Origin of the sequence: Acetobacter lambici (assembly GCF_011516885.1) — a bacterium.
In the GTDB taxonomy this organism is placed as follows: Bacteria; Pseudomonadota; Alphaproteobacteria; order Acetobacterales; family Acetobacteraceae; genus Acetobacter; species Acetobacter lambici.
On the sequence record NZ_WOTD01000001.1, the window covers coordinates 255,453 to 279,946 of the forward strand.

A 24,494-nucleotide genomic window follows, 5' to 3' on the forward strand; every position below is an offset into this window, starting at 1 on the left:
GATTTTTGAATGATCGTTGACCAGAAGGTCGGCCTACGCATTATCACGCGGGAAATTTTAATGGTTATCCTGCTTATGGCTGCGTGGGATCTGGTTGTTGTCATTCTCTTTCAGATTTTCCATCAGGAATGGATGGAGCAGCCCAGTCTGCCTGTCTCCCTTATCGGCTCCGCTCTGGCGCTGTTCATGGGGTTCCGCTCCAACAGCGCATATGCCCGCTGGTGGGAAGGGCGCACTTTGTGGGGATCAATTACCAACAACTGCCGCTCCTTTGGCAGGCAGGCAGGCACACTGCTGGGTGACCGCCATGACCTGATGTACGCCATAGCCGCATACCCCCATGCCCTGCGCATGGCGCTCGGCCCGGTGGATGCAACCGAGGATGTGGAGCGCCTGCTACCGCCAGAAATGCTCAAGGCCATTGCCCCGTATCGCAACAAGCCCAACGCCATTCTTTACCAGATCGGCCTTGGTGTAACCGAGGAGGTTACACGCAAGGGCATAGATGGCGCGGTCCACGGGCAGATTGATCGCATTCTGTCCGATATCGCCAATGCACAGGGCGGGCTTGAGCGTATTCGCAACACGCCCCTACCCATGCAGTTTTCCGCCCTGCCCCGCGCTTTGGTGAATATTTTCTGCATTGTTCTGCCCCTGTCCATGGTGCAGACGCTGGAATGGATTACACCCTTGGGTTCCTCGCTCGTGGGGTGCCTGTTCCTTATTCTGGACAAGAGTGCCGACGACCTGCAAAACCCTTTTTCGGGCACGCCACATGCGCTGCCCATGGCCACCATGGCCCGCAATATTGAAATTGACGTGGTCCAGCCCACAGGCGACCAGACAGCGCCCCCCCTGCAAACACACAATGGCGTCCAGCAATAAGGGCATTGCCGCCCCTATTCTTTATATTGCAGACAATCAGCGCATTTTATGCTACAGGTCCCGACCATGAACACGTTTAGAACACCTCCAAAAGGCGGCGTGACAGATGCAATGGCACGCACCGCTGCCGCCACGACTGCAGCCCAGGCCAAAACCAAGGTGAAAGACGAAGATCCTTTTCAGGAAGGGGATGCTATTGTCTATGCCGCTCACGGCGTTGGGCGTGTAGACCGGATCGGGATTGACGAAATTGCCGGGACCAAGCTGGAAGTCATCCAGATTTCCTTCCCCGGCAACCAGATGACCTTGCGCATCCCGCTGTCCAAGGCCCGCAAGTCCGGCCTGCGCAAAATTGTCTCGCGCGAGATTGTGGACAAGGCCATGTCCATCATCAAGGGTAAACCCCATGTCAGCAAAGGCATGTGGGCACGCCGCGCCGTGGCTTATCAGGAAAAAATCAACTCCGGTGATCTGGTGCAGATTGCCGAAGTCCTGCGTGACCTGCGCCGCAACGTGGACAGTCTGGACGGCAGCTTTAGCGAACGTAAACTGTTTGAAGCCGCACAGGAGCGTTTTGTGGCTGAAGTTGCCGTGCTGGAAAAGAAAGAACCCAACGCGGTTCTGGAAGAACTGACCGCGGTCATGAAAGCCGCCTGAGGTTTTTGGTCTCCGGTGCGTTTTCTTCTGGTCCAGTTGACCCCAACCCGGCAAGGCTCCCCGCCCTGCCGGGTTTTTTTATGCCCTGCCGTGTGGGGAATATTTTTGTAGCCCACCCGTAAACCTTGCGGATTATAACCATGCAGCCCCCTTCCGCCACAACCCGCACCAGCCTGACAACCCTGCGCCACGCCATGCAGGCCATACAGGCAGGCCAGTTCAGCCAGCCACGCGCCCTGCTGGCCCCCCTTGTTGCGCAACAGAACGAACAGGCGCTGATTCTGCACGCCTTCTGCCTGTGTGGTGAGGGCGATATACAGGATGCGGCCCGTATTCTGGCCACCATAGGTTTACGCAACCCGGACAGCCAGCACCCCCTACAGGACCTGAGCGAGCTCATGGTCGCACTGGACCAGCGTGCAGCAGCCATTGCCGTCTGCCGCGCGGCAAGCCAACTGGCTCCAACGGACAACCGGATCAACACCGCTCTGGGCGACCTGCTGGTCCAGAGCGCGCAGTTTGATGCCGCCATAAGCACCCTGACAGAAGCAACCACCCGGCAACCGCAGGACATGCTTGCCCATAACCTGCTCTCCATGGCCCATACCGAACGTGGATCGCTTGATACTGCCTTGCAGTGCCTGACTACCTGCCTGCCCCAGGCCCCGGAGGATGTGGCCACACTGGCCAATATTGGCTCCGTACTGGCAGCACTGGGGCAGATGGAGCAATCCTTTACGTATTTCAGGCAGGCTCTGGCCCTGCGCCCACAGGATGCGCGGATCAGGGTCAATTACTCCGTAGCCCTGCTCAAGGCCGGTCATTACACACAGGGCTGGAGCGCGCATGAATGGCGCTTCCGCCTGCCGGGCCATACCAGCCTGCCCATGGAACGCCTGTTACCCACCCTTGGCCCCCAAACAAACCTGACCGGCCAGCGGGTGCTGATTACGCATGAGGAAGGTCTGGGCGATACGCTCATGTTCGCGCGTTATGTGCAGCCTCTTGCCGAGCGTGGAGCCATAATCCACCTGTGGGTCCCACAAGCACTGGCGGATTTATGCCGCGCCATACCCGGCGTACACAGCGTGCAGGTTGGTGGTACCACCCCCGTGTATGACTGGCATTGCCCCTTTATCAGCCTGCCACGGGTTTTTGCTTCCACAGCACAGCCATGGGGTGCGGCCGTGCCGTATATCCGGGCCAACAGCCACAAGGTTGCCGCTCTGGCCCCGCTTTTGCCGAGGAATGGCAAACTGAATGTGGGGCTGGTCTGGGGGGGCGCGCCACGCCCGACCTCCCATTTTGCCCATATGATCGACCGCAGGCGCTCCATGACCCTGCACACACTGGCCCCCTTGGGAGCGGTGGAGGGGGTTAACCTGATCAGCCTGCAAAAAGGCCCCTACGCCGAACAGATGATGGACCCACCAGAGGGCATGGTGCTGCACGACCCAACGGACAGCCTGCACACGCTGGATGACACGGCAGCCCTGATCATGGGGCTGGATGTGGTTGTTACGGTGGATACATCGGTCGCCCATCTGGCAGGCGCTCTGGGCAAACCCGTGCTGCTGATGGACCGTTACGATAATTGCTGGCGCTGGCTACATGGGCGGGAGGACACGCCATGGTACCCAACCCTGCGCATTATCCGCCAGACCACGCCACGGCAATGGGACGATGTTGTGGCACGGGTGGCGCAGGTGCTAACGGACATGGCCGCACTTCACGCCTGAGCAAGCAGCAACAAAAAAGGCGGCCCCACATAAGCAGGGCCGCCCTTTTTTGTTATGCATTCTGGTCTGTTTACTTCTTAACCGGATACACCCACCCGCGTCTGCACCGGGGTGGAGATCATGCGGGCGTCGGAGCCGTTACCAATCACCTCGAACACGCCAAGGGCGCGACGTACACGCCCATCGGGCAGCAGGGTAAAGGTGCCATCCACCCCGGCAAAACCACCCACACGGGTCAGGGCCGCAGCCGGGTAGCCGGGCACACCACTGCGGGCAACAGTCAGGGTTGCCATTGCCGCATCGTAGGACATATCGGCCAGCGGTTTGGGCATATGGTGGTTACGCGCCATAAAGCGGGTTACAAAAGCCTGACGGGACGTCGGGTCGGGTGCTGCATACCATGCCCCCTTGATCGCCCCCAGCTTGGAGGCAAAAGACGCCCATAGTCCCGGCCCCATAATGCGGACATCGGGCATGTTGACCTGCGTTACGGCCAGCGCGTCCAATACGTTTTTCAGCCCCAGCCCAATATCGGCCAGCACCAGTGCATCAAACGGCGGGCTGCCCAGTGTAATCTGGGGACCTGCGGGGGCAACAAGGCCAGCGGGGGTAGCTGTGCCATCTGGCTGCTGTGTTGGTGGTAGCTGGCTAGGGTCCTGCCCAAGGGCGGCGGCAAGGCTTGCGGGCAACTGTGCCTGCTTGGGCAGTTCGGTCAGCGCAGGCACTTCGCTCGGGTTACCGCTGGTTGTGGTTGAGCCGGGCACGGGGGTTGCGGGCATGGCCTGCTTTACGGCGGCCACCCGCGCATCGTAAGCGGACAACTGGCGCAATGTCTGGTTAATGCTGTCCGCCGTGTCGTTATGGTAGGCAATGCTGGGAGCAGCCAGCCCCTGATCACGGCAGGCACTGACCAGACCATTACCCATTGCGTGGCCCAGAGCGTTGTCCGGCAGCAGGGCTGCAAAATGCTGCCGTCCCTCCCGCTTGGCCTGCGCCACAAGCTGCTGCACCTGCTCCTCGGGGGTTATACCCATAACCCACACACCAGGCCGCCCCTGCGTAATATCGCTGGTAAAAGCCAGAACGGGAATACCCGCAGCCTGCGCCGGGGGGGCTGCAACAGCAGTATCACCACTGGTCAGCGGACCAAGCAGAATACCATCTCCCGCCTGCAATGCGGCGGATGTGGCGGAGGCCGCGCCACCTATTGCCGCCGTATCATGCACGTCCATCTGCATGTCGGCGGGCAGTCCTTCCCCGCTCAGCGCCAGTTGCGCGCCTGCCAGCAATTCGTGCCCAAGGGCTGCGTTAGCGCCACTCAAGGGCAGCAGCACACCGACCTTATGGCTGGTGGCCTGCGTGGCAGGCGCCGTAACCGACCCCGCCCCCAACGGCGCGGACTGGTCGGCGCACCCGGCAAGGATCAGCCCCGTTACACCAAGGGCGGCCACTCCGGTCTTGCACAATGCCCGGTTTGCCCCCAGACCTTGACGGGAAAGCCCTGACAGGAGCGAGTATGCACGCGTCATCATCCAGATCATCCTCTACCAACACCCCGTCCGAGGCACCGTCTTCCAATGGGATCGAACCTTTGCATACCGAAGCAGATGCGCCAAGTCATGCGCGTTTTTCAGGTGGTCTGGTGCTGGTTGCAACACCCATTGGCAATCTGGGAGATTTTAGCCCCAGAGGAGCCGAAGCGCTGGCGCGGGCCGATCTGGTTTTGTGCGAAGACACCCGTATGACCGCCCGCCTTCTGTCCGACCGTGGCATTTCCGTCCGGACAGAAGCTTTGCATGAACACAATGAACGCCAGCGTGTACCCAACCTGATCCGCCGCCTGAGCGAAGGGGCGCATATTGCCCTAGTCTCCGACGCAGGCATGCCCCTGCTCTCAGACCCCGGATTCAGGCTGACACGCGCAGCCATTGATGCGGATATTCCCGTAACCGTCATCCCCGGCCCCAACGCAGCCCTGACGGCCCTTGTCCTGTCTGGTCTGCCGCCACACCCTTACATGTTTGTGGGGTTCCCTCCCCCTCGCTCCGCCGCGCGTTCAGCCGCCTTCGCCAAGCTGCATGCAGCCGAACGCGCAGGGTTGAGTGCAACCCTGATCTGGCACGAAGCCCCCCACCGTCTGGCGGAAATGCTGGCGGACATGGCAGGTGTATTTGGCCCAGACCGCCCGGCAGCGGTTGCGCGGGAACTGACCAAACGCTTTGAGGAAGTCAAGCGCGGCACGGTGGAAGAACTGGCCACATTTTACGCCCAGACCCCACCACGGGGCGAAATTACGGTGCTACTCGGCCCTGCCCCGGAGATTGAAACCTCCGCCGATGATCTGGACACCACACTCCGCACCCTTCTGGACACGCACTCGGTCAAGGATGCGGCGGCACTGGCAGCCGCAGCAGCCGGGCTACCCAAACGCACGGTCTATGCACGTGCGCTGGAACTGGCAGCAGAACTCAAAAACCAGTAAGCCGGGCAACCGCCAAAAGCGGGAAATGCGGCGTGGAGTGGATGCGTGGAAGGGGCAGAAATGCCCTTACCCGCCCGCGACCTCACCCGCAGCATGGCCGCTGGCCCATGCCCAGTGGAAGTTATAGCCACCCAGCCAGCCGGTTACGTCCACCGCCTCGCCCACCACATACAGCCCCGGCACGGACTGCGCCTCCATGGTGCGTGAGGACAAAGCCTTGGTGTCCACCCCGCCACGCGTGACTTCTGCCTTGGCAAAGCCCTCCGTCCCCTGTGGCTTTAACTCCATGCGGTGCACCCGATCGGCCATAAGGCGGATATCGCGGTCCGCCCATTCGGCCAGTGTGCGCTCGGGCGCTCCCAGTTCCACCAGCGCATGCGCCAGACGCTGCGGCAGCCAGCGGGCCAGTGCTCCGGCACCTTTTGCCTTGGAGCCTTCCTTTTTCAGCTTCATCAACAGGTCGGCAATATCCTGACCGGGCAGAAAATCCACAAACAGCGGTTGCCCGGCAGACCAGTAGGACGAAATCTGCAACAGAGCCGGGCCAGACATCCCCCGGTGCGTAAACAGCAGGGCTTCCTCAAACGCGGTTTTGCCGCATGTCACCCGCACAGGCAGGGAAAGTCCGGCCAATGCGCGCACCCATTCATCACTCTCCCCGCCAAAGGTCAGCGGGACAAGTGCTGGTTCGGGCTGGATAACGCCAAGACCGAACTGCCGCGCCATCTCGTACGTAAAGCGGCTGGCCCCCAGCTTGGGAATGGACAACCCGCCCGTTGCCAGCACCACGGCGCGGGCGGTCATATCCCCCCGCGATGTCTGGACCCGGAAGGTATCGGCTTTGCTCACGTCATACACACGCACATCGGTCAGGATACGCACATGGGCGGCCGCGCACTCATTGAGCAGCATCTGAACAATGTCGTGGGCGGAGTTGTCACAAAAAAGCTGGCCCAGTTTTTTTTCGTGCCACGCAATGCGGTGCTTTGCGAGCAGGTCCAGAAAATGGCTGGGCTGGTAGCGGCTGATGGCGGATTTGACAAAATGCGGGTTGGCGGACAAAAACCGGTCCGCCCGCATGGTCTGGTTGGTAAAATTGCACCGTCCGCCACCAGAGATCAGGATTTTGCGCCCGACTTCCGGCCCATGCTCCAGCACAGCCACACTGCGGCCATGCTGGCCTGCCGTCAGGGCTGCCATTAACCCCGCTGCCCCACCACCGATAACAAGAACATCAAACATCGGTGCTGCGTTATTTTGTGTCAAAATATCAGAAATCCAGATTGGTATAGTAATCAGGCGGCGTAATGCCGGAAACGCGGTCGTTCAACAGCGGACGAAAGCACGGACGGGACTTCATTTTAGCGTACCAGTCCCGCACGGCAGGTACCTTGGCCCAGTCTATATCGCCAATAAAATCGAGGCAGGACAGATGGGCTGCGGCCGTAAAATCGGCAAGGGACAAAAAGTGCCCACCCAGCCAGTTCCTGTTTTCGGCCAGATCGTTCACGTATTTCATGAGCGGACGCATGGAGGCATATGCCTCGCGCAGCGCACCGCCATCGGGGTTGCCGCGCCCGCTCAGGCGCTTCATCACCCGTTCATCAATAAACCGGCCGGAGACTTCGCGGGCGAACACGGTTTCAAACCATGCGACAACACGGCGTACTTCCACGCGCTCGGCCAGCGTCCGACCCAGCAGGGGAATATCGGCATAGGCCTCTTCCAGATATTCGCAGATCACGTACACATCGGGTACGATCAATCCGTTATCTTCCACCAGAACGGGCACTTCGCCCGCGGGGTTCAGGGCCAGAAATTCGGGGCGTTTTTCCCATGCACGTTCAACAATAGCTTCAAACGGCAGGCGTTTTTCGCCCAGCACAAGGCGCACCGTGCGGCTGGCGGGCGAAAGGGGGGAATGGAACAGGGTACGCATACCCTAGTGCTTTATGCCATTGCATGCAGCCACGCCAGAGGGAAAACCCGGCAGGAGCCATCAATTTCCACATATCCCCTTTACGCGGCAAAAACTGACGCGCAACACAAACTTCTCTGTTGCAATACAACCCTGTTATTCTACACGCTAACTGGCGTTCCTGTTTTTGAGAGAGCATCTGTTCGTTGTCCGGCACACATTCCCACTCCCCCCGCATCCGTATGTCTGGGCGGTCTTTTCTGGCCCTGACCCTCACGCCGGAAACACCGCTGGTAGACTGGCTGGCCGCACTGGACCACCAGATCCAGCGTGCGGTGGGTTTTTTTGCTGGAAAGCCGGTCATTCTTGACCTCAGCCTGATGCAGGCCAACACACCCGACCTGCACCACCTGCTCCCCGCGCTACACGAACGGGGCATACGTGTGCTGGGCATAGAAGGGGGCGACAGGTCCTGGCCCGCCGTGGCCGACTGGGCATGGCCAGAAACCCCGATGGGTGGCCGCGCCTCCGGCCCTGTGAGCATACCCGAGGGTGACAAAACCCCTACTCTGCCCCCCACACTTGTGGTGGAGGAAAGCGTGCGCTCGGGCCAGCACATTATATGGCCCGATGGCGACGTGGTTGTTCTGGGAGCCGTGTCCTCCGGGGCGGAAGTCACGGCGGGTGGGTCCGTGCATATTTACGGAGCCTTGCGCGGGCGGGCCATTGCCGGAATTGGCGGCAATGCGGAGGCGCGGATTTTTACGCGTAACCTTGCTGCCGAGCTTGTCGCCATTGACGGATTCTACGCTACGGCGGAAGAAATGGATGCAAAATGCACCTCCAAACCCGCGCAGGTTCTGCTGGCGGGGGAAACTCTGGTATTCAAACCCCTACCCTGATGCGGGTTTGAATAAAACATGCTATAAAAAACCGTGTTAATGTCACATTATAAGTTTCATTTTCGCGCACAGATTGTAATGTCACACCCAGAATGCGCCGTGGCATAAAGCATGCGGCTTTACCGGCTTACAAAGGAAGAGGAAGACTGATGGCAAAGGTTCTGGTCGTCACGTCAGGCAAGGGGGGTGTCGGCAAGACCACCACCACCGCAGCTCTTGGGGCAGCACTCGCCAAGGCGGGCCAGAGCGTGGTTCTGGTTGATTTTGACGTTGGTCTGCGTAACCTCGATCTGGTCATGGGGGCCGAACGCCGCGTTGTGTTCGACCTGATCAACGTCATTCAGGGCGACGCCAACCTTGCGCAGGCCCTGATCAAGGACAAGCGGGTAGACACGCTCTCCCTCCTCCCCGCCTCCCAGACGCGGGACAAGGACGCGCTGACCCCCGAAGGCGTTGCCAAGGTCATTGCCGATCTGAGCAAAAAGTTTGACTGGGTAATCTGCGACAGCCCCGCAGGCATTGAGCGTGGCGCGCAAATGGCCATGCACCATGCCGATATGGCCGTGATCGTGACCAACCCCGAAGTCTCCTCCGTGCGCGACAGCGACCGTATTATCGGCATGCTGGACAGCACGACGGAAAAAGCCAAAGCTGGCGAGAAAATGGAGAAGTTCCTCCTGATCACCCGCTACGACCCGCAGCGCGCCGCACGCGGCGACATGCTGGGTACGGATGATGTGCTGGAAATTCTGTCCATCCCGCTGCTGGGCATTATCCCCGAAAGCCCGGACGTGCTCAAGGCGTCCAACGTGGGTGCGCCCGTAACCATTGCAGAACCGGAAAGCGCGCCAGCCCGCGCTTATACCGAAGCCGCACGCCGCCTGATGGGAGAGAAGGTGGAAGTCACCATTCCCACAGAACGCAAAGGCCTGTTTGACTGGCTGTTTAGACGGAGAGTCGCATGACATTTCTCTCCAGCATCTTCAAGCGCCGCTCATCGGCACCGGTTGCCCGCGATCGGTTACAGATCCTGCTGGCGCACGAACGTATTGCTGTTGGTGACGGCAAGGACGACCTGCTGGCCAAGTTGCACCGCGAGATTATGGAAGTCATCAAGCGGCATGTGGCGGTTGATCAGGACAAGGTCCAGATCAAAATGGACCGGGGTGCGCAATGCTCGGTGCTGGAAATTGATGTTGAGGTTCCCGGCCTGACCGACAGGCCCGAAAACGCAAAAAAAAGCTGACTGCACGCCAGATCAGTTTGCTGCAAGGCGGCTTGGCCACGCCCATGTCCGCACAAAAAAAGCGCCCTGCCTGCCCATGACACATGGACCAGATCAGGGCGCTTTTTTATGGGTGTGCCCACAAAATCTAGCCGGGCAGCAATGGCTCCAGCCATTCCTTGGCCTGCATGAAGTCGCGCTTCAAAGCCCTGACAGCCGCATCTGCATCCCCAGCCCGAAAAGCTTCCAGCAATTGCAGGTGTGGGTGATCGGGGTTGGCCGGGCTAATGGTGGGCAGGCCATTGGCTGCGGCATAAATCGGCCCCATGCGGGTCCATAACCCACGGATCAGCCCCACGGTCACTGACAGTCTGGAAAAACTGGCCCCGGTGCTGTGGAAATACACGTTGGTAATGGCCGTTGCATGCGGCTCACCAGCCTCATAGGCGGCAACAAAGGCTTTGTGTTTATCTTCAAGAATAACAATCTGTTCGGGTGTAATATGGGCTGCCAGATCGCGGGTTACGCGTTCTTCCAGCACCTCGCGCACGCCATGAATATCCAGAAAAACAGGGCGTGAGGTCAGAGGGACGCAAGCCGTATTGCGCTCATCCAGCACCAGAGCCTGCTCGGACACAAGGCGCAGGAGCGCTTCACGCACAGGGGTCGGGCTTAACCCAAGAGATACAGCCAATGGCCGCAGCACCAGACGCTCGCCCCCCTGATAGCGGCAATAGATCAACTGGTCACGGATCTGCTGGTAGGCATACGCTGCCAGAGCGCCCCGCCCTTCGGGCCTGCTCTCACCCTGCGCTGGTATGGTGGTGGTGTTAAATGTCATTGCGCATGTGCCATTTGCCTGTTCAGAAACTGGCTGTAGAGACCATTCTGCCGCTCAAGTAGCGCAGGAGAGCCATCCTCAGCAATTCTGCCATCCTGCATAACAACGATTCTGTCAAAATTTCGTAACGTGGACAGGCGGTGTGCCACGGCAATAACCGTGCGCCCGACCATAAGCCGGTCAAGCGCGCGCTGCACATGCTCCTCGCTTTCCGTATCCAGCGCACTGGTTGCTTCATCGAGCACCAGAATGGGGGCATTACGCAAAAAAGCGCGCGCAATGGCAATACGCTGGCGCTGACCACCCGAGAGCTTGACCCCCCGGTCACCCACAACTGTTTCGAACCCTTCGGACAACGCATCAATAAATGTGGCGCATCCGGCAGCAGCAGCAGCAGCCCGCACGGCCTCGTCACTCGCATCGGGCCGACCGTAACGGATGTTCTCCATAACACTACGGTGCAGGAGCGAGACATCCTGCGGCACAACAGACAGGCACGCCCGCAAGGCGTCATCCGTCAGTTCGCGGATATCCTGCCCGTCTATGAGAATAGACCCGGACTGCACAAAGCGCATGCGCTGCAACAGGGCCAGCACGGTACTTTTGCCCGAGCCGGAGCGCCCCACCAGCCCCACACGGCTACCCGCTGCGATATGCAGATTAAAATGCGCCAGAACAGGCTCCCCTCCGGGGTAGGCAAAGGTCACATCGCCAAAGCGTACATCCCCCCGCACCGGGCTGGGCAGGTCGGCGGCCACCTGCGGGTCGGGCATGTCATGCGGAACCAGCAGGGAGGACAGCACCTCGGACAGGCGCGCATTGTGCTGAATGGTTTCCACCAGCGCCAGAGCAAGGTCGCGCGTACCGTGCAGAATGGCAAAGCCGAGCGTGATGACCATAACCACCTGCCCCACACTGGCCTGCTGCCACTGCCACAGCAGCACCGCCCAGATCAGTAGCCCCGTCGTCAGCACGGCAGTTATGCCCGCGTGGATCATGCGGAGTTGTTCCATGTAACGCAGGGATTTAAGCCGCTCGCCCATTTCCCGCTCTGTCAGGGCGTTAAAGCGCTGGCGCTCACGGTTGCGCATGCCAAAGGCGCGCACAAGGGCAATGTTGCCCATAACGTCCAGCGTCTCGCCCTCCAGCCCGGCGGCGGCCACGGCGTAATGCCCGTGCAGGCGACGGCCCTTGAGCGCCAGACGGAACATGATCAGGCATAACCCGCCCGCCAGCAGAACGGTCGCGCCCCCCATGGTCCAACTGACCGAGAGCATGAGCACAACAGAGAGCAGCACATTAAGGCTGGGAGGGATAACGTTCCATGCCAGCATGTTCTCGATGGTAAAGCTGACATTCCCCGCCGTTGCTATGCGCGCGGCAAGGGATGCGGGCATACGATCGGCAAAATAGGCCGGGGAATGCCCGGTTAAAAACCGGAACAGGTCCTGCCGTATATCCCCCGTGACCGCCACAAATGTGCGCGCGGCAAACCAGCCTGCAATACGCCAGCATATGTTGTCCGCCACGATCAGCCCGATCAGCACCCCCACGGCGGCCCATACAGCCGACACCACGGAACCACCGGAATGGCTGGTCATCAAATCCACCAGATGGCGTATGCCGTAAGACGACAGCACAATACAGCTTATGGCCCCACCCACGGCCCCAAACACCAGCGCGTGCCCCAACGGGCGGGCCCGCATGTAGCGCAGCAAAAAGCTGACCGGCCTGCCCGCATAGGCTGGCAGCGCCTCATCGGGCACGGTCACAGGGTCGGATACGGGCTTTGCCCCGGCGGTATTATTCTTTTTATGATCCACCAACACGTTTTGTTTCTTCCCCGGCAGAATACGCCTGACCCTGCTACCAGATCAGAACGGCGGCCCCCTGTTCCGTAACCGGGGCTGCCCCACAATACGGGTCTTTTGCGCTTCCCCCAAACAGGTTTTCCTGCATGCCAACGCATGCCATCCGCCACGCGCATTACGGGGGCGGGCCGAGCAGCACGACCCGAAGTCCTTGTTATAACGATAAAGATTGCGTGATGAGCCACATCACAAAACACCCTTCACTCACCTGTTTTTCAACTTTTTCCCGCTCTCTTTCTATCTGGGCCTTGCGGGGCTGGCTCATCTCCAAACAGAATTTTTCAGGGCCAACATATGCTAAAAATTATATAAATCCCTGAAAATATTACACTATTTTAACTGATGTATCGCAGCACATACCAACCACACCGCGCACAAAAACCACCACAGCGCCACAATATGCAGAGCAGATGACCAAAAAACGAATGGATTATCCAACGCGCACGCAGCTTTACCGCCCGTCATCAACATATTGACGACAGCAAGGCTTGGCTCCCACAGAGAACATGAGAATTCAAGGGAGTACACAGTTCATGGCATCGGGAAAAAAGGCACTGCTGGCTACAGTCATGGCTGCATCAGTTGCCGGGATGCCGCATATGCTCCCCACACCCGCTTACGCGGATGACTACGCGGACCTGCTGGATGTGCTGCGCGCCAAAGGCAGCCTGACCAGACATGAATATGACACACTTCTGGCCAAGCATGTTCACCATGCCGCCCTTGCGGCCGAACCACATGCCACGCACGCGGCCCATGTTGCCTCGGGCAGTGCCCACACGGCCATGGCCCATGCGGCCCGTGGCGCGCAGGCGGGCTACGAACCGGGCATCCGCTTTGACCCAGGTACGGGCGAAAACGATGTCTCCTTGCGGGCGGAAGACGCCGCCACCCGTGCGGAGGCCAGCGCACGCTCCGCGCAGGAAGCGGCCAAGGCGCTGGATGGCGGCAATTTTGTACGGGTTGCCAAATACGTGCCCGGCAAGGGCCTGACGTTTAAAGCTGGCCCCATAGACATTAACCTGTCTGGCTTTGTGAACGGTTTTTATTCCTATAACAGCCCGGCTGGTGGCCGCCCCATTGCGGGTGGCGTATCCTCCGGCTCCTCGGGCTTTGACTCATCGGCTGTCCGGAACGGGCTGCTCCCCGCAGGGTTCATTCTCAAGATGAACACCGTGCAGCAGGGGATGGATATTTCCGCCGTGCTGGGCATGTATCCGGGGCTGGACAACGCCAAGCCCGCCGCCTTTAACGCCAACTCCGGCGGTAGCCCCGTGGGGCTGGGCACGGCTGGCATCGATCTTCGTCAGGTTTACATGACCTTTGGCAACAAGGACATCGGCACGTTCAAGATCGGCCGTGACCTGGCCCTGTTCGCCAGCGACGCCATTATGAACGACGCAACCCTGCTGAGTGTTGGCTCCACGGGGAGCAATGCATCGCCGGGCAATACGTCTCTGGGCCGTATTGGTGTGGGTTATGTGTACGCGGACTGGATCCCCCAGATCTCCTACACCTCCCCCAAGCTAGGTGGTTTTCAGGGGTCTGTGGGTATTTTCCAGCCGCTGGATGAATTCGGTTATGCCGATGCCACCAACCCAACCGGGGTAGGCAACAGCCAGTATTCCGCAGGGTCCACGCAGCATTCCTCCCCCATGGTGCAGGGCCGCGCGGTGTATGACTTTTCCGTCTCCGATGTGCAGTTCCATATCTGGGCCAGCTTCCTGATCCAGCACATGCAGGGGCTTAGCAGCCAGCAGCTCAACGGCAACGCCTTGCTCAGTTCCGATCAGCACCGCAGCACCATGGTGGAAGCCGGAGACATTGGCTCCAAGGTCACCTACGGTCCGTTTGAAGGCGTTGCTTACTACTACCGTGGCAGCGGGCTGGGCACGACGGGCCTGTTCTTTGATGGTGTGGACGCCAATGGCCGCAAGCGTAGCTCCGAAGGGTACTACGTGCAGGGCGCTTACCATATTACCAAAAAATTCCGCCTTGTTGGCAGTTATGGCGTGAGCAACCTGTATCTGGCAGGTGGCGAAAACACCGCTCTGGAAAGTGCCTCCGGGTCCGCAGGGTTGGTCCGCCGCAACCAGTCCGAGGTCGGGGCCGCGTACTACCAGATGACCGACTGGCTGACCGTGATCGGGGAATACTCCCACACGTCCTCCTCCGCGCATGGTGGCAGCAAGGAAAGCGACAACACCGCATCGGGCGGCGTCATGCTGATGTTCTAGTCGGGTCAGGGCGTTCTGTGATCTCTATTTTATAGACCGATTACAGCCCGGACTGTTGCCTCTGGCACCACGGAGGTAGATAACCGACACCATGACTGTCCGCTCCCTTATCCTGTGGCTCCAACACCACCTTCTGACGCTGGACCGTTACGTGCTGCGTCAGTTGCTGGTTGCGCTGGCGGCCACAACGGGGGGGCTGGCCGCACTGATCTGGCTTATGCAGTCGCTGCACTTTGTCTCGCTGGTTGTGGACCGGGGTTTGTCCCTGCGGGTGTTTATTGGCCTGACCAGTCTTCTGCTACCGTCCTTTGTGGCGGTGGTCATGCCCATTACAACTTTTGTTGTCAGCCTGTTCATCTACCAGCGGCTGGCCAATGACCGTGAGCTTACGGTCATGCAGGCGGCCGGGCTTTCCCCTTTTGCTCTGGCGCGGCCGGGGCTGATCTGCGCCTCGATTTCGGCACTGATCGTGTTCGTGCTCAACGTGTGGATTGTCCCGACCACCTACCACGCGTTCCGCCAGTACGAAATTCAGATCAGAAACAAGATGGCGGCTTTCATGCTGCAAGATGGTGTTTTTACAAAAGTATCAAACACCATGACCGTCTATATCCGCTCACGCGACAAGAATGGGGTTTTGTGGGGTATTCTGGTGGAAGATGACCGCCAGCCCGACAACCACGCCACAATTCTGGCCAGCCACGGCAATATGGTCATTGTCAATGACGTGCCGCGTGTTGTGCTCTATGATGGTTCGCGTCAGGTTATCGACCGCAAGACCGGCCGGTTGAACATGCTTGTTTTCAAACAGGACACCATGGATTTTTCAACCGTACGTCCGTCAAACCAGCACACGCGTGATTCGGCTGAGATGTCCCTCTCCGAACTGCTCTCCCCCGACCCGAACACCGTATCCGCGCGGGATAGGGGCAAGTTCAGGGTGGAGGGCTGGCGGCGCGTTACATCCCCGCTCACATGCTTCTCCTTTGCCATGATCGGCATGTTCGCCATGCTCAGGGGCGCATTCTCGCGCCATGGTGGTGTAACGCGCCCTCTGGTGGCCGTGCTGTGCGTTGTTGGGTTGCTGGCCATGACCATGCTTTTGCAAAATCTGGCCGGGCGCAACATCCGCCTTCTTCCACTTATTCCGCTCTTTGCCACCCTGCCGGGGCTGGTCTGCGCCTACGCGCTGTTCATGCCAGAAATAAAAGCCTCCCGGCACCAGCAGGCATGAGAGGACGTTCGAACGCATGATCGTCGCCGTCACTCTCTCGCGCTATATTGCGCGGCAGTTCATGCTGTGCGTTCTGGCCATGGTCGCGGCACTTACGGGTGTGATCTGCCTGTTCGACCTTATTGACCTGTTCCGTCGGGTTGCCTCCCGCCCCGAGGTTTCCTCTAATATCGTGACGGAAATCGCGGGGCTGCACATACCCTATTTTACCATTGAAATTCTGCCCTTTGGTATTCTGCTTGGCGGCATTGTGTGCTTCTGGCGGCTGACCCGCTCGTCCGAGCTGATTGTTGCGCGGGCGGCGGGGATCTCCGCATGGCAGTTCCTTGCGGCCCCCCTTACCTGCGCCATTATACTTGGCTTACTGGCCACATGCGTACTCTCCCCTCTTTCTTCGGTCATGTATCGTCGGGCGGCGGATCTGGACCAGCAGTATCTCCGCTCCGATGGGGGGCCACTCAGCCTTTCCGGCGGCTCCCTGTGGCTCCGGCAGGCGGACACACAGTACGACCCCCAGGGCGTTGCCATGCTGCATGCAGGGGACGTGCAGGTCACTCAGGGGCAGTTGCATATTCGCGATATCAGCGTCTTTCGTCTCGACCACGAAGACCGTCTGGTCATGCGAATCGAATCCCCCAAAGGGTCCCTAAAAAGTGCCGGATGGGAGCTTACAGAGGCTTCGGTTGTAAAACCGAACAACATTCTTCAGTCCGTAGGCTCGATCATACTCCCCACAAGCCTGACCCTTGAACGCGTGCAGGAAAGTTTTGCCGCGCCCGACACGCTTTCCGTCTGGACATTGCCGGGCTTTATAACCCTACTCGAACATTCAGGTTTTTCATCCATACGGCACCGTATTCATTTTCAGTCCCTGCTGGCATTGCCTATACTGGCAGGCACCATGACGCTGGTTTCCGCTGGTTTTTCCATGCGTCCCTCACGGCGAGGCGGCGTTGCCAAAATGGTTGGGTCTGGTGTTGCGGCGGGTTTTCTGCTTTTCACCATATCCAAAGTCGCTGAGCAGCTTGGAAAGTCAGGAGCGCTTCCCCCCGTTCTGGCTGCATGGGCACCTACCCTTGCCGGGCTCTGCCTGGCTGTTGCACTACTTCTTCATCTGGAGGATGGCTGATTGATCGTGGCGCTCCGGCCTTTTTGCTGCGCCCTGCTGCGCCGCCGCTCCACCCTTAGTGCAGCAACAGCACTGGGAAGTGTTGCAGCTTGTCTGGTCATCAGCCAGCCAAGGGCCGCGTTTGCACAGTTCAAACCCAAGCCTATGCACGTCAACTCCAGTCAACGGACATCCCCCACCGACCCCGCGACATTTCAGGCCGACAAAGTTGATTACAACGATGTCGAACATACCGTGACATGGACGGGCAACGTACAGGTCTGGCAAGGCGAGCGTGTCCTGCGCGCGGACAAAATTGTGTATGACAGGGATACAGGTCTTATTGCCGCCCGTGGCAATGTGGCCACCATCCAGCCGGATGGGTCGGTCATGTATGCCCATTATGCCGAACTGACAGGCGGCATGAAGGACGGGATCTTGCTGCATGTGAATGCAACCATGCCTGACAACGCCAAAATGGCCGCCAACGGCATGCGGCGCACCGGCGGCAAGATCAACGATATGAGCCGCGCCGTATACACGGCCTGCGAAATCTGTGAAAAAGACAAAACCCGCCCACCATTCTGGCAGTTCCGCGCCTTTAACGCGACACAGGACCTTGAGCACCAGAAAATAGACTTCCGCGATGCCTATCTGGATATTATGGGCGTTCCGGTCGTTTATTTACCCTATTTTTCCATGACGGACCCCTCCGCCAAGCGGCGCAGCGGTTTTCTCATGCCGGGCGTGACACCGCATGACCGCTACCTTGGCACCTATTTTACAATTCCTTATTACTGGGTCATCAATCAGCAGTCTGACATGAATGTGCAGGGGCTGTTCGCCACCAAAACAGGGCCGCAACTTAGTGCCCTTTACCGTAACCACCTGAATTTTGGCCGACTGAGCATCCGTGGCGGGATCGCCTATGACACCCACAGAAGCGAGACTTACACCAACAGCTTTGGCCATGAGGAAACGAGCGGGGGCAACCATGGCGTGCAGGGCCATTTCTTCGCCCGCGGTGATTTCTCTATTAACAACTACTGGCGGGCTGGCGCCAACATCAAACTGACCAGTTCGGCAAACTACATGCGCGATTACCGTGTGCAGGGTTATGGGGAAGATACCCTCAACACCACCGCCAATCTGGAAGGATTTGGCACCGGTTCTTACAGCCGCCTGGATGGCGAGTACTATCAGGGGCTGAACCAGGGTATCATCCACAACAAGGACCTGCCTCTTGTACTGCCCCGCTATACCTACAGCTTTACGGGGCAACCTGATGCGCTGGGTGGGCGTCTGAGTGTTGATACAACGGACTTCAACGTCCGGCGTGAAAACGGCGTATCCGACCAGCGTGGCGAACTCCAGTTGAACTGGAACCGGCCATTCCATACCAAAATGGGCCAGCAGTTCCTGCTAACCCTGCGTCTGGACTCAATGGTCTACCGCGCCCGCAAGCTGTACCAGCAGCCCACTTACTACAATACGGCCCGTACAACCGTAAGCGGGCAGGTGCTGCCCACCATCGCCCTGAAAACCAACTGGCCATTCGTCCGCACGTTTGAACATGGCCGGGGCACACAGCTGATCGAACCGATTGTGCAAGGCATCTACGCCCCCAATACCGGCGCAGGTGCGAGTGACATGATCCCCAATGAAGACAGCATGAGCTACGAATTTACCGATAGCACACTATTTGCCCTCAACCGTTATCAGGGAACGGACAGGCTGGATGGCGGATTGCGCGGTAATGTGGGCATTCATGCCAACTGGACATGGGACGGGCACGTAGTCGACCTGCTGGCGGGCGAAAGCTTCCAGCAGCACATTACGCATGACATGCTCCCATACTCCGGGCTGGACCACCATGCCTCGGACGTGGTGGCGCGCGCACGCGTCATACCCAGCCAGTATTTTGACTTTACAGCCCGCATGCGGCTGGACCCGCACAATACCAAAATCAATTTTGGCGATGCGCTCTTCAGCGCTGGTGTGCCGCATTTTCGCATTCGTGGCGGTTATATTTACGAGCCTGTCACGCCCTATTACTATTTTGCCACCAACTACCGCGCCTACTCCCCCAACCAGCTTTACACAACACAGACGAGCGAACTCAGTGGCGGCGTATCTGTGGACTGGCAGAACTGGCACGCTTCAGGCTTTTCGCGGCGTAGCCTTTCACGCAAGGACTTCGTCTCTCTTGGCGGTGATTTGGGGTATGATAATGACTGCTTCGCTATCGACTTCATGTATCTGAAGCAATACACAACCATCGGTGGGCAGCAGCGTAATTCGACCTATCTGGTCACGGTAAGCCTTAAAACTCTGGGGGCCTTTGGGCTCAAGTAAGAACTGCTTCAAAAATAGTGCCATCTCCGGTATCACAAACAGATCGTTCTGATATGGCAGAAAGCTGAAAGACCGTTCCGTATGCGTCTGCGCTCCTTAACACTGGCTTGTTGTTCTCTTACCGCGCTGGCCCTTCCGGTCTGTTTGGCGGCTCCCCATGCCGTGGCGGCCACACACCACCGCACGTCCGCTGCCAAAACCGCGCAAACCCCGGCCCCCGAGGCACAGCCCGAACCCGATGACATGATCGTCGCGGTGGTGAACAGCATTCCGCTGACCAAAAGAGACGTGGACAACCGCGGCAAACTGTTTGCCCTTTCCACTGGCCTGCCCGTATCCGATGACCTGATGGCCCGCCTGCGCCCGCAGATTATTCGGCAGATGATTGATGAAAAACTGCGTACGCAGGAAATCCTGAGCCGCCACATCAACATTGCCCCCGAACAGATTGCCGCAGCCATAGTCAATATTGAAAAACGTAACGGCATGCCCGAAGGCACCCTGCGCAGCCACCTTGCGCAGGATGGTGTCTCCCTGACCACGCTCATCGACCAGTTGCGCGTACAGATTGGCTGGATTCAGGTTCTGCGGCAGGAGCTTGGCCCGCGTTCACGCGTATCCGCTGGTGATATTGCCCAGCGTCAGGCCGCGCTCAAGCGCGAGGAAGGCCGGACGGAATACGAAATCAGCGAAATTTTTGTCAAGGTGGATGACCCCCGCCACGCGGAAGAAGAACTCGCTTTTACCAACACGGTTATTGACGAACTGCATAAGGGTGCCCCCTTCCCCATTGTTGCGGCCCAGTTCTCCCAGAGCCAGACAGCGCTCGACGGCGGCTCCATGGGCTGGGTGCAGGAAGATGAGCTCGACCCGAGCGTTGTGGATATTGTGCGGCAGATGCCTGTGGGCGTGGGTGCGGTCTCCAACCCCATTACCGTACCCGGCGGGTTCCTGATTGTGTCCTTGAACGGCAAACGGATCGTGGGGAAGGAAATGGGCCATATGGTCGATATCCGTCAGGTCTTTGTGGCGTTTGACACACCACTGGACCCCCAGCACGTAACCCCGCAGCAGGAAGCCGCGCTGCAAAAAGCCATGCACATTATCCAGACAACCCATAGCTGTACGGAAATGGAAGCCGCCAACAAGGCTGAGGGCGAAAAACGCCCGAGCAACCCCGGTGAACTGCCTCTTGAACGCCTTAACCCGCAAATGCAGTCGGTGCTGGCCGAGCTTCCCATTGCTCAGGCCTCCCGCCCCATGGTCTCGCGCGAGGGGATTGACCTGCTGATGGTCTGCTCCAAAACGGAAAAGAACTTTTCCAACCGCTCACCGAGCGAAATTGCCGACCAGTTGATGAACGAACGCGTGGAGCAGGCAGCCCGCCAGCTCGACAGCGACCTGCATCGCCGCGCCATGATTGACCTGCACGTTAAGCTGAAAGGGGCATAATCCTGCCTCCCGAACTGGAAAGCCTGCGCGATGTTATTCGCCGGCATGAACTGGACGCCCGTAAGGCTCTGGGCCAGCACTTTTTGCTCGACCCGGGTATTACCGACCATATTGCAGCCCTTGCTGGCGCTCTGGCCGGGCAACATGTTGTGGAAGTTGGCCCCGGCCCCGGTGGCCTGACCCGCTCATTGCTGGCCGCAGGGGCTAGCACGGTGACCGCCGTGGAACTGGACACACGTGCGGTAGCGGTTATTGCGGAACTGGCCCAGTTTTACCCTGATCGCCTGAGCGTAATCGAGGCCGATGCCCTCAAGCATGACCTGACAACACTCTGCCCGGCCCCCCGGCAGGTTGTAGCCAACCTGCCTTACAATGTTGCAACGCCCCTGCTCATCGGGTGGTTGCGACAGGGTACGGCATGGGACCGTCTGACCCTGATGTTCCAGTGGGAGGTCGCCGAACGGATATGTGCGGCCCCCGACAGCGAACATTATGGTCGTCTGGCAGTTTTAAGCCAATGGTGTGCGGATTGTTCTGTGGTCATGAAGCTACCCCCGGGTGCCTTTACCCCACCTCCGGCGGTCTGGTCGGCTGTAGCCAGCATTACCCCACATCGTGACCAGCCTTCTCCCGCCCTGTTCAAAGCCATGGAGCGCGTAACTGCCGCAGCCTTTGGCCAGCGGCGTAAAATGCTCCGTGGGTCACTTAAAAGCCTGAACGGCGCAAAGCTGCTGGATGCCACCAATATAGACGGCACCCGCCGGGCCGAGACCCTGAGCATTGCAGAGTTCGACCAACTGGCGCGTGCCCATCTGGCACTGGGCTAGGTATTAGCTGGCGGTTTGGCGTCTTTCCGCATCCACCATGTAATCGCGGGTGTAGGGTACCGCGTTGATGGATGGTGAGAGCTGCAACTGGAAGTTCATGTGCCCCTGCACGCGGAAGGCGAGCTCCGCCGCGACCAGATAGAATTCAAACATTCTGGCAAAGCGCTCATCATACATGGCCACGGCCTCCGCACGATGCTCGGCAAAGCGCTCACGCCAGATGGCAATGGTCCTGGCATAATGCAGCCGCAGGATCTCGCAGTCCGTAACCCATAGTCCGGTCTGCTGCACGGCGGAAAAGACCTCACTCAATGCGGGAGAATACCCACCGGGGAAGATGTATTTGTTCATCCACGGATTGGTGGTTCCCGGTTCGTCACTACGGCCAATGGAGTGGATCAGCGCAATACCATCGGGCTTCAGAGCGTTACGGACCGTCTCAAAAAATGCCTTGTAGTGTCCAACGCCGACATGCTCAAACATACCAACCGAGACAATACGGTCAAACTTGCGCTGTAAATGGCGGTAATCCAGCAGTTCAAAATGAACACGCTCCGCAAGCCCGGCATCCTGCGCACGCTTGCGTGCAAAGGCCAGCTGCTCTTCCGAAAGGGTGATGCCGGTTACAACCGCACCGTAATCGCGCACCAGTGTCAGGGCCATGCCACCCCAGCCACAGCCTATGTCCAGCACCTCCAGCCCCGGCCGGTCAAGCTTGAGCTTGGAGGCAATGTGGTGCTTTTTGGCCTCCTGCGCCTCGTCCAGCGTTTCCTCCCCCGTACGGAAGTACGCGCAGGAATACTGCCAGTCCTTATCCAGAAACAGCGCATAAAGGCTATTACCCAGATCGTAATGGTGGGCCACATTCTGCTTGGAACGGGAGGTGGAGTTAAACTGGATCCAGCCACGCCGTACGTAGCGCAAAGCTGCGGAGAACTGCTCCGTTATATGCCCCGACGGGTTCATGGCGTTCAGCATAAGCAGATGCAGCAGATCGTAGAGTGTGCAGTCCAATGGCTCCAGGCAGCCATCCATATACGCTTCGCCAAAAGCCAGACCGGGGTTGAGCACCAGAGATTTGACCGCTGCTGTATTTTTTAAATGCACACCGGCCTGTGGCCCGGGCTTTTTGCCCTTGTAGGTGCTGCTTGCACCATCTGGCCACAGCACGCGCAGGGAGCCGGATTCTACAAAATGCCGCAAGATCGGCCCCAGAACGCGCTTCATGCTGAAAAATCCCTATATGTAAAAATATCTAGCAACTACATAGAACGAAACCGACAAACCGACAAAAAAAAAGGACCGGCCGAAGCCGATCCTCTTTTCGTACTCTCGCAGAAGCGAAAAATCAGGCAGTTGCTTCCTGAGTTTCGGTGTCTTCTGCGTCAGCAACGATTTCGCCTTCAATAAAGGCTTCGTCACCGGCCAGAGTGGCTTCTTCTTCCACGGAGGTCGCTTCGCCACGTGCCTGACGTTCAGCTTCTTCCTGCGAACGGGCAACGTTAACGATAACAGACACGACAACTTCCGGGTGCAGGGAAACCTTAACCTCATAAAGCCCAAGGGACTTGATGGGGTGTGCAAGGGAGACCTGCTGGCGGGAGATGGTGAAACCAGCTTCCGTCACGGACTCTGCCACATCGCGGGGGCTTACGGAGCCATACAGGCTACCGCTGTCACCAGCCTGACGGATCAGGACAACCGCCAGACCTTCCATCCGTTCGGACAGACGTTCTGCTTCTTCGCGGTTCTTGATGTTCTGCGCTTCGAGCTGAGCACGTTCACGATCAAAACGGGCGCGGTTGGCTTCGTTCGCACGAATAGCCATGCCCTGCGGCAGCAGGTAGTTACGGGCATAACCCGGACGAACCTTTACCGCATCACCCATCTGACCCAGATGCGCTACGCGCTGGAGCAGGATTACTTCTGTAGCAGCCATGGTTGTTCCCCTCAGCTTACAACGTAAGGAAGCAGAGCCAGGAAGCGGGCACGCTTGATAGCCTGCGCCAGCTCACGCTGCTTTTTTGCGGAAACCGCCGTGATACGGCTCGGCACGATCTTGCCACGTTCGGACAGGAAGCGGCTGAGCAGACGCACGTCCTTGTAGTCGATCTTCGGCGCATTGGGGCCGGAGAACGGGCAGGACTTGCGACGACGGTAGAACGGACGACGAGCGCCAACAGCCGGACGACGGGCGGCGGGATTGATTTCTGCTGTTTCAGACATCTGAATTACTCCGCTGCGTTTTCTGGCTGGTCAGCAACCCGGTCGTCGCCACCGCGACGGCCACCACGGCCGCTTTCAAAACGACCACCGGCTGGCTTGGCGCCACCACGGAAGCTGCCGCGTTCGCCACGATCTTCGCCCTTGCGGGACAGAACGGGGGACGGAGCTTCGTCAATTTCGTCCACCCGCAGCGTCAGCAGACGCAGGATGTCTTCATTGAGGGACAGCTGGCGTTCAATTTCCTTGAGCAGCTCGGAGCGCACTTCCAGACCCAGAAGAGCGTAGTGGCCCTTACGGTTCTTTTTAATGCGGTATGCAAGGCTGCGCAGACCCCAGTATTCACGCTTGCGAACGGCACCGCCGTCTGCTTCGATCTGAGCGGCAATGCCGTCCAGAATAGCGTCGACCTGCTGCTGAGAAATGTCATTACGTGCAATAAGCACGCTTTCGTAAAGTGGCATGTTTGCTCCCTTCGGATACAATCAACCCACCCGCGCCGAACCCTTTCGGCAGCGGTGCCTCTGAACAAGCCAGA

Annotated in this window: 22 protein-coding genes; 13 read left to right on the top strand and 9 right to left on the bottom strand. The window is 58.9% G+C overall.

Annotation, left to right across the window (positions count from 1 at the left end; translation table 11 throughout):
* Nucleotides 1-9: 9 nt before the first annotated feature.
* The 3 genes from GOB86_RS01220 to GOB86_RS01230 all read left to right on the top strand — a co-directional run bounded on the left by GOB86_RS01220 (nt 10) and on the right by GOB86_RS01230 (nt 3,281).
* The gene (locus tag GOB86_RS01220; protein WP_165990568.1) at nt 10-885 is read left to right on the top strand and encodes a bestrophin family protein; all 876 of its coding nucleotides are present in this window, start codon (nt 10-12) and stop codon (nt 883-885) included.
* 66 nt (nt 886-951) lie between these two features.
* Nucleotides 952-1,542: a CarD family transcriptional regulator gene (locus tag GOB86_RS01225; RefSeq protein ID WP_025827163.1), complete on the top strand. Its 591-nt coding sequence runs from the start codon at nt 952-954 to the stop codon at nt 1,540-1,542.
* 140 nt (nt 1,543-1,682) lie between these two features.
* The gene (locus GOB86_RS01230; RefSeq protein ID WP_165990569.1) at nt 1,683-3,281 is read left to right on the top strand and encodes a tetratricopeptide repeat protein; all 1,599 of its coding nucleotides are present in this window, start codon (nt 1,683-1,685) and stop codon (nt 3,279-3,281) included.
* 77 nt (nt 3,282-3,358) lie between these two features.
* Here the strand turns inward: GOB86_RS01230 and GOB86_RS01235 are convergent, their stop codons facing one another.
* Nucleotides 3,359-4,810, bottom strand: a complete 1,452-nt coding sequence (locus GOB86_RS01235; protein WP_165990723.1) for a penicillin-binding protein activator — start codon at nt 4,808-4,810, stop codon at nt 3,359-3,361.
* On the opposite strand from GOB86_RS01235, the gene rsmI reads away from it, so the two are divergent.
* A complete protein-coding gene (rsmI, locus tag GOB86_RS01240) occupies nt 4,798-5,763 on the top strand; it encodes a 16S rRNA (cytidine(1402)-2'-O)-methyltransferase (protein WP_165990570.1) in 966 nt (321 codons plus the stop codon). The genes GOB86_RS01235 and rsmI overlap by 13 nt on opposite strands.
* A 66-nt stretch (nt 5,764-5,829) precedes the next feature.
* On the opposite strand, the gene GOB86_RS01245 is transcribed toward rsmI, so the two are convergent.
* Nucleotides 5,830-7,005, bottom strand: coding sequence for a BaiN/RdsA family NAD(P)/FAD-dependent oxidoreductase (locus GOB86_RS01245; protein ID WP_165990724.1), 1,176 nt, complete (start codon nt 7,003-7,005; stop codon nt 5,830-5,832).
* 28 nt (nt 7,006-7,033) lie between these two features.
* On the bottom strand, nt 7,034-7,702 hold the full coding sequence (locus GOB86_RS01250) for a glutathione S-transferase family protein (RefSeq protein ID WP_165990571.1): 669 nt from the start codon (nt 7,700-7,702) through the stop codon (nt 7,034-7,036).
* Nucleotides 7,703-7,887: 185 nt separating this feature from the next.
* Here GOB86_RS01250 and minC point away from each other — a divergent pair, with 185 nt between their 5' ends.
* From minC to minE, 3 genes are all read left to right on the top strand, one after another.
* A complete protein-coding gene (minC, locus tag GOB86_RS01255) occupies nt 7,888-8,583 on the top strand; it encodes a septum site-determining protein MinC (RefSeq protein WP_165990572.1) in 696 nt (231 codons plus the stop codon).
* 149 nt (nt 8,584-8,732) lie between these two features.
* The gene (gene minD, locus GOB86_RS01260) at nt 8,733-9,548 is read left to right on the top strand and encodes a septum site-determining protein MinD (protein ID WP_165990573.1); all 816 of its coding nucleotides are present in this window, start codon (nt 8,733-8,735) and stop codon (nt 9,546-9,548) included.
* Nucleotides 9,545-9,829 carry a cell division topological specificity factor MinE gene (gene minE, locus GOB86_RS01265; RefSeq protein WP_165990574.1) on the top strand — a complete coding sequence of 95 codons (285 nt, stop codon included), beginning with the start codon at nt 9,545-9,547 and terminating at the stop codon, nt 9,827-9,829. The genes minD and minE overlap by 4 nt, the downstream gene beginning before the upstream one ends.
* Before the next feature lie 127 nt (nt 9,830-9,956).
* Here the strand turns inward: minE and GOB86_RS01270 are convergent, their stop codons facing one another.
* Entirely contained in the window at nt 9,957-10,649 is a 693-nt protein-coding gene (locus GOB86_RS01270) for a GntR family transcriptional regulator (protein ID WP_165990575.1), read from the bottom strand.
* Nucleotides 10,646-12,478 (bottom strand): ABC transporter ATP-binding protein, encoded by a 1,833-nt coding sequence (locus GOB86_RS01275; RefSeq protein WP_253543634.1) that lies wholly within the window; start codon nt 12,476-12,478, stop codon nt 10,646-10,648. The genes GOB86_RS01270 and GOB86_RS01275 overlap by 4 nt, the downstream gene beginning before the upstream one ends.
* 575 nt (nt 12,479-13,053) lie before the next feature.
* On the opposite strand from GOB86_RS01275, the gene GOB86_RS01280 reads away from it, so the two are divergent.
* From GOB86_RS01280 to rsmA, 6 genes are all read left to right on the top strand, one after another.
* Nucleotides 13,054-14,757 (top strand): porin, encoded by a 1,704-nt coding sequence (locus GOB86_RS01280; RefSeq protein WP_165990576.1) that lies wholly within the window; start codon nt 13,054-13,056, stop codon nt 14,755-14,757.
* Nucleotides 14,758-14,848: 91 nt separating this feature from the next.
* Complete coding sequence (gene lptF / locus GOB86_RS01285; RefSeq protein WP_165990577.1) at nt 14,849-15,991, top strand: LPS export ABC transporter permease LptF; 1,143 nt, start codon at nt 14,849-14,851, stop codon at nt 15,989-15,991.
* A gap of 16 nt (nt 15,992-16,007) precedes the next feature.
* Nucleotides 16,008-17,120 carry an LPS export ABC transporter permease LptG gene (gene lptG, locus GOB86_RS01290; RefSeq protein ID WP_165990578.1) on the top strand — a complete coding sequence of 371 codons (1,113 nt, stop codon included), beginning with the start codon at nt 16,008-16,010 and terminating at the stop codon, nt 17,118-17,120.
* Nucleotides 17,121-17,126: 6 nt separating this feature from the next.
* Nucleotides 17,127-19,454 carry an LPS assembly protein LptD gene (locus GOB86_RS01295; RefSeq protein WP_165990726.1) on the top strand — a complete coding sequence of 776 codons (2,328 nt, stop codon included), beginning with the start codon at nt 17,127-17,129 and terminating at the stop codon, nt 19,452-19,454.
* Nucleotides 19,455-19,535: 81 nt separating this feature from the next.
* The gene (locus GOB86_RS01300) at nt 19,536-20,906 is read left to right on the top strand and encodes a peptidylprolyl isomerase (protein WP_165990579.1); all 1,371 of its coding nucleotides are present in this window, start codon (nt 19,536-19,538) and stop codon (nt 20,904-20,906) included.
* Nucleotides 20,903-21,733 (top strand): 16S rRNA (adenine(1518)-N(6)/adenine(1519)-N(6))-dimethyltransferase RsmA, encoded by an 831-nt coding sequence (rsmA, locus tag GOB86_RS01305; protein ID WP_165990727.1) that lies wholly within the window; start codon nt 20,903-20,905, stop codon nt 21,731-21,733. The genes GOB86_RS01300 and rsmA overlap by 4 nt, the downstream gene beginning before the upstream one ends.
* Nucleotides 21,734-21,736: 3 nt before the next feature.
* Here the strand turns inward: rsmA and GOB86_RS01310 are convergent, their stop codons facing one another.
* The 4 genes from GOB86_RS01310 to rpsF form a co-directional block, all read right to left on the bottom strand.
* Complete coding sequence (locus GOB86_RS01310; protein ID WP_165990580.1) at nt 21,737-22,960, bottom strand: SAM-dependent methyltransferase; 1,224 nt, start codon at nt 22,958-22,960, stop codon at nt 21,737-21,739.
* Between the two features lie 121 nt (nt 22,961-23,081).
* Entirely contained in the window at nt 23,082-23,672 is a 591-nt protein-coding gene (rplI, locus tag GOB86_RS01315) for a 50S ribosomal protein L9 (protein ID WP_165990581.1), read from the bottom strand.
* A gap of 11 nt (nt 23,673-23,683) precedes the next feature.
* Complete coding sequence (gene rpsR, locus GOB86_RS01320; RefSeq protein ID WP_165990582.1) at nt 23,684-23,959, bottom strand: 30S ribosomal protein S18; 276 nt, start codon at nt 23,957-23,959, stop codon at nt 23,684-23,686.
* Between the two features lie 5 nt (nt 23,960-23,964).
* A complete protein-coding gene (rpsF, locus tag GOB86_RS01325; RefSeq protein ID WP_165990583.1) occupies nt 23,965-24,420 on the bottom strand; it encodes a 30S ribosomal protein S6 in 456 nt (151 codons plus the stop codon).
* Between the last annotated feature and the right edge of the window lie 74 nt (nt 24,421-24,494).

Bases quoted from the DNA above. Each gene is read 5' to 3' on its own strand.
- GOB86_RS01220 (WP_165990568.1), top strand. From the start codon at position 10: ATGATCGTTGACCAGAAGGTCGGCCTACGCATTATCACGCGGGAAATT.
- GOB86_RS01225 (WP_025827163.1), top strand. From the start codon at position 952: ATGAACACGTTTAGAACACCTCCAAAAGGCGGCGTGACAGATGCAATG.
- GOB86_RS01230 (WP_165990569.1), top strand. From the start codon at position 1,683: ATGCAGCCCCCTTCCGCCACAACCCGCACCAGCCTGACAACCCTGCGC.
- rsmI (WP_165990570.1), top strand. From the start codon at position 4,798: ATGCACGCGTCATCATCCAGATCATCCTCTACCAACACCCCGTCCGAG.
- GOB86_RS01235 (WP_165990723.1), bottom strand. From the start codon at position 4,810: ATGACGCGTGCATACTCGCTCCTGTCAGGGCTTTCCCGTCAAGGTCTG.
- GOB86_RS01245 (WP_165990724.1), bottom strand. From the start codon at position 7,005: ATGTTTGATGTTCTTGTTATCGGTGGTGGGGCAGCGGGGTTAATGGCA.
- GOB86_RS01250 (WP_165990571.1), bottom strand. From the start codon at position 7,702: ATGCGTACCCTGTTCCATTCCCCCCTTTCGCCCGCCAGCCGCACGGTG.
- minD (WP_165990573.1), top strand. From the start codon at position 8,733: ATGGCAAAGGTTCTGGTCGTCACGTCAGGCAAGGGGGGTGTCGGCAAG.
- minE (WP_165990574.1), top strand. From the start codon at position 9,545: ATGACATTTCTCTCCAGCATCTTCAAGCGCCGCTCATCGGCACCGGTT.
- GOB86_RS01270 (WP_165990575.1), bottom strand. From the start codon at position 10,649: ATGACATTTAACACCACCACCATACCAGCGCAGGGTGAGAGCAGGCCC.
- GOB86_RS01280 (WP_165990576.1), top strand. From the start codon at position 13,054: ATGGCATCGGGAAAAAAGGCACTGCTGGCTACAGTCATGGCTGCATCA.
- lptF (WP_165990577.1), top strand. From the start codon at position 14,849: ATGACTGTCCGCTCCCTTATCCTGTGGCTCCAACACCACCTTCTGACG.
- lptG (WP_165990578.1), top strand. From the start codon at position 16,008: ATGATCGTCGCCGTCACTCTCTCGCGCTATATTGCGCGGCAGTTCATG.
- GOB86_RS01300 (WP_165990579.1), top strand. From the start codon at position 19,536: ATGCGTCTGCGCTCCTTAACACTGGCTTGTTGTTCTCTTACCGCGCTG.
- GOB86_RS01310 (WP_165990580.1), bottom strand. From the start codon at position 22,960: ATGAAGCGCGTTCTGGGGCCGATCTTGCGGCATTTTGTAGAATCCGGC.
- rplI (WP_165990581.1), bottom strand. From the start codon at position 23,672: ATGGCTGCTACAGAAGTAATCCTGCTCCAGCGCGTAGCGCATCTGGGT.
- rpsR (WP_165990582.1), bottom strand. From the start codon at position 23,959: ATGTCTGAAACAGCAGAAATCAATCCCGCCGCCCGTCGTCCGGCTGTT.
- rpsF (WP_165990583.1), bottom strand. From the start codon at position 24,420: ATGCCACTTTACGAAAGCGTGCTTATTGCACGTAATGACATTTCTCAG.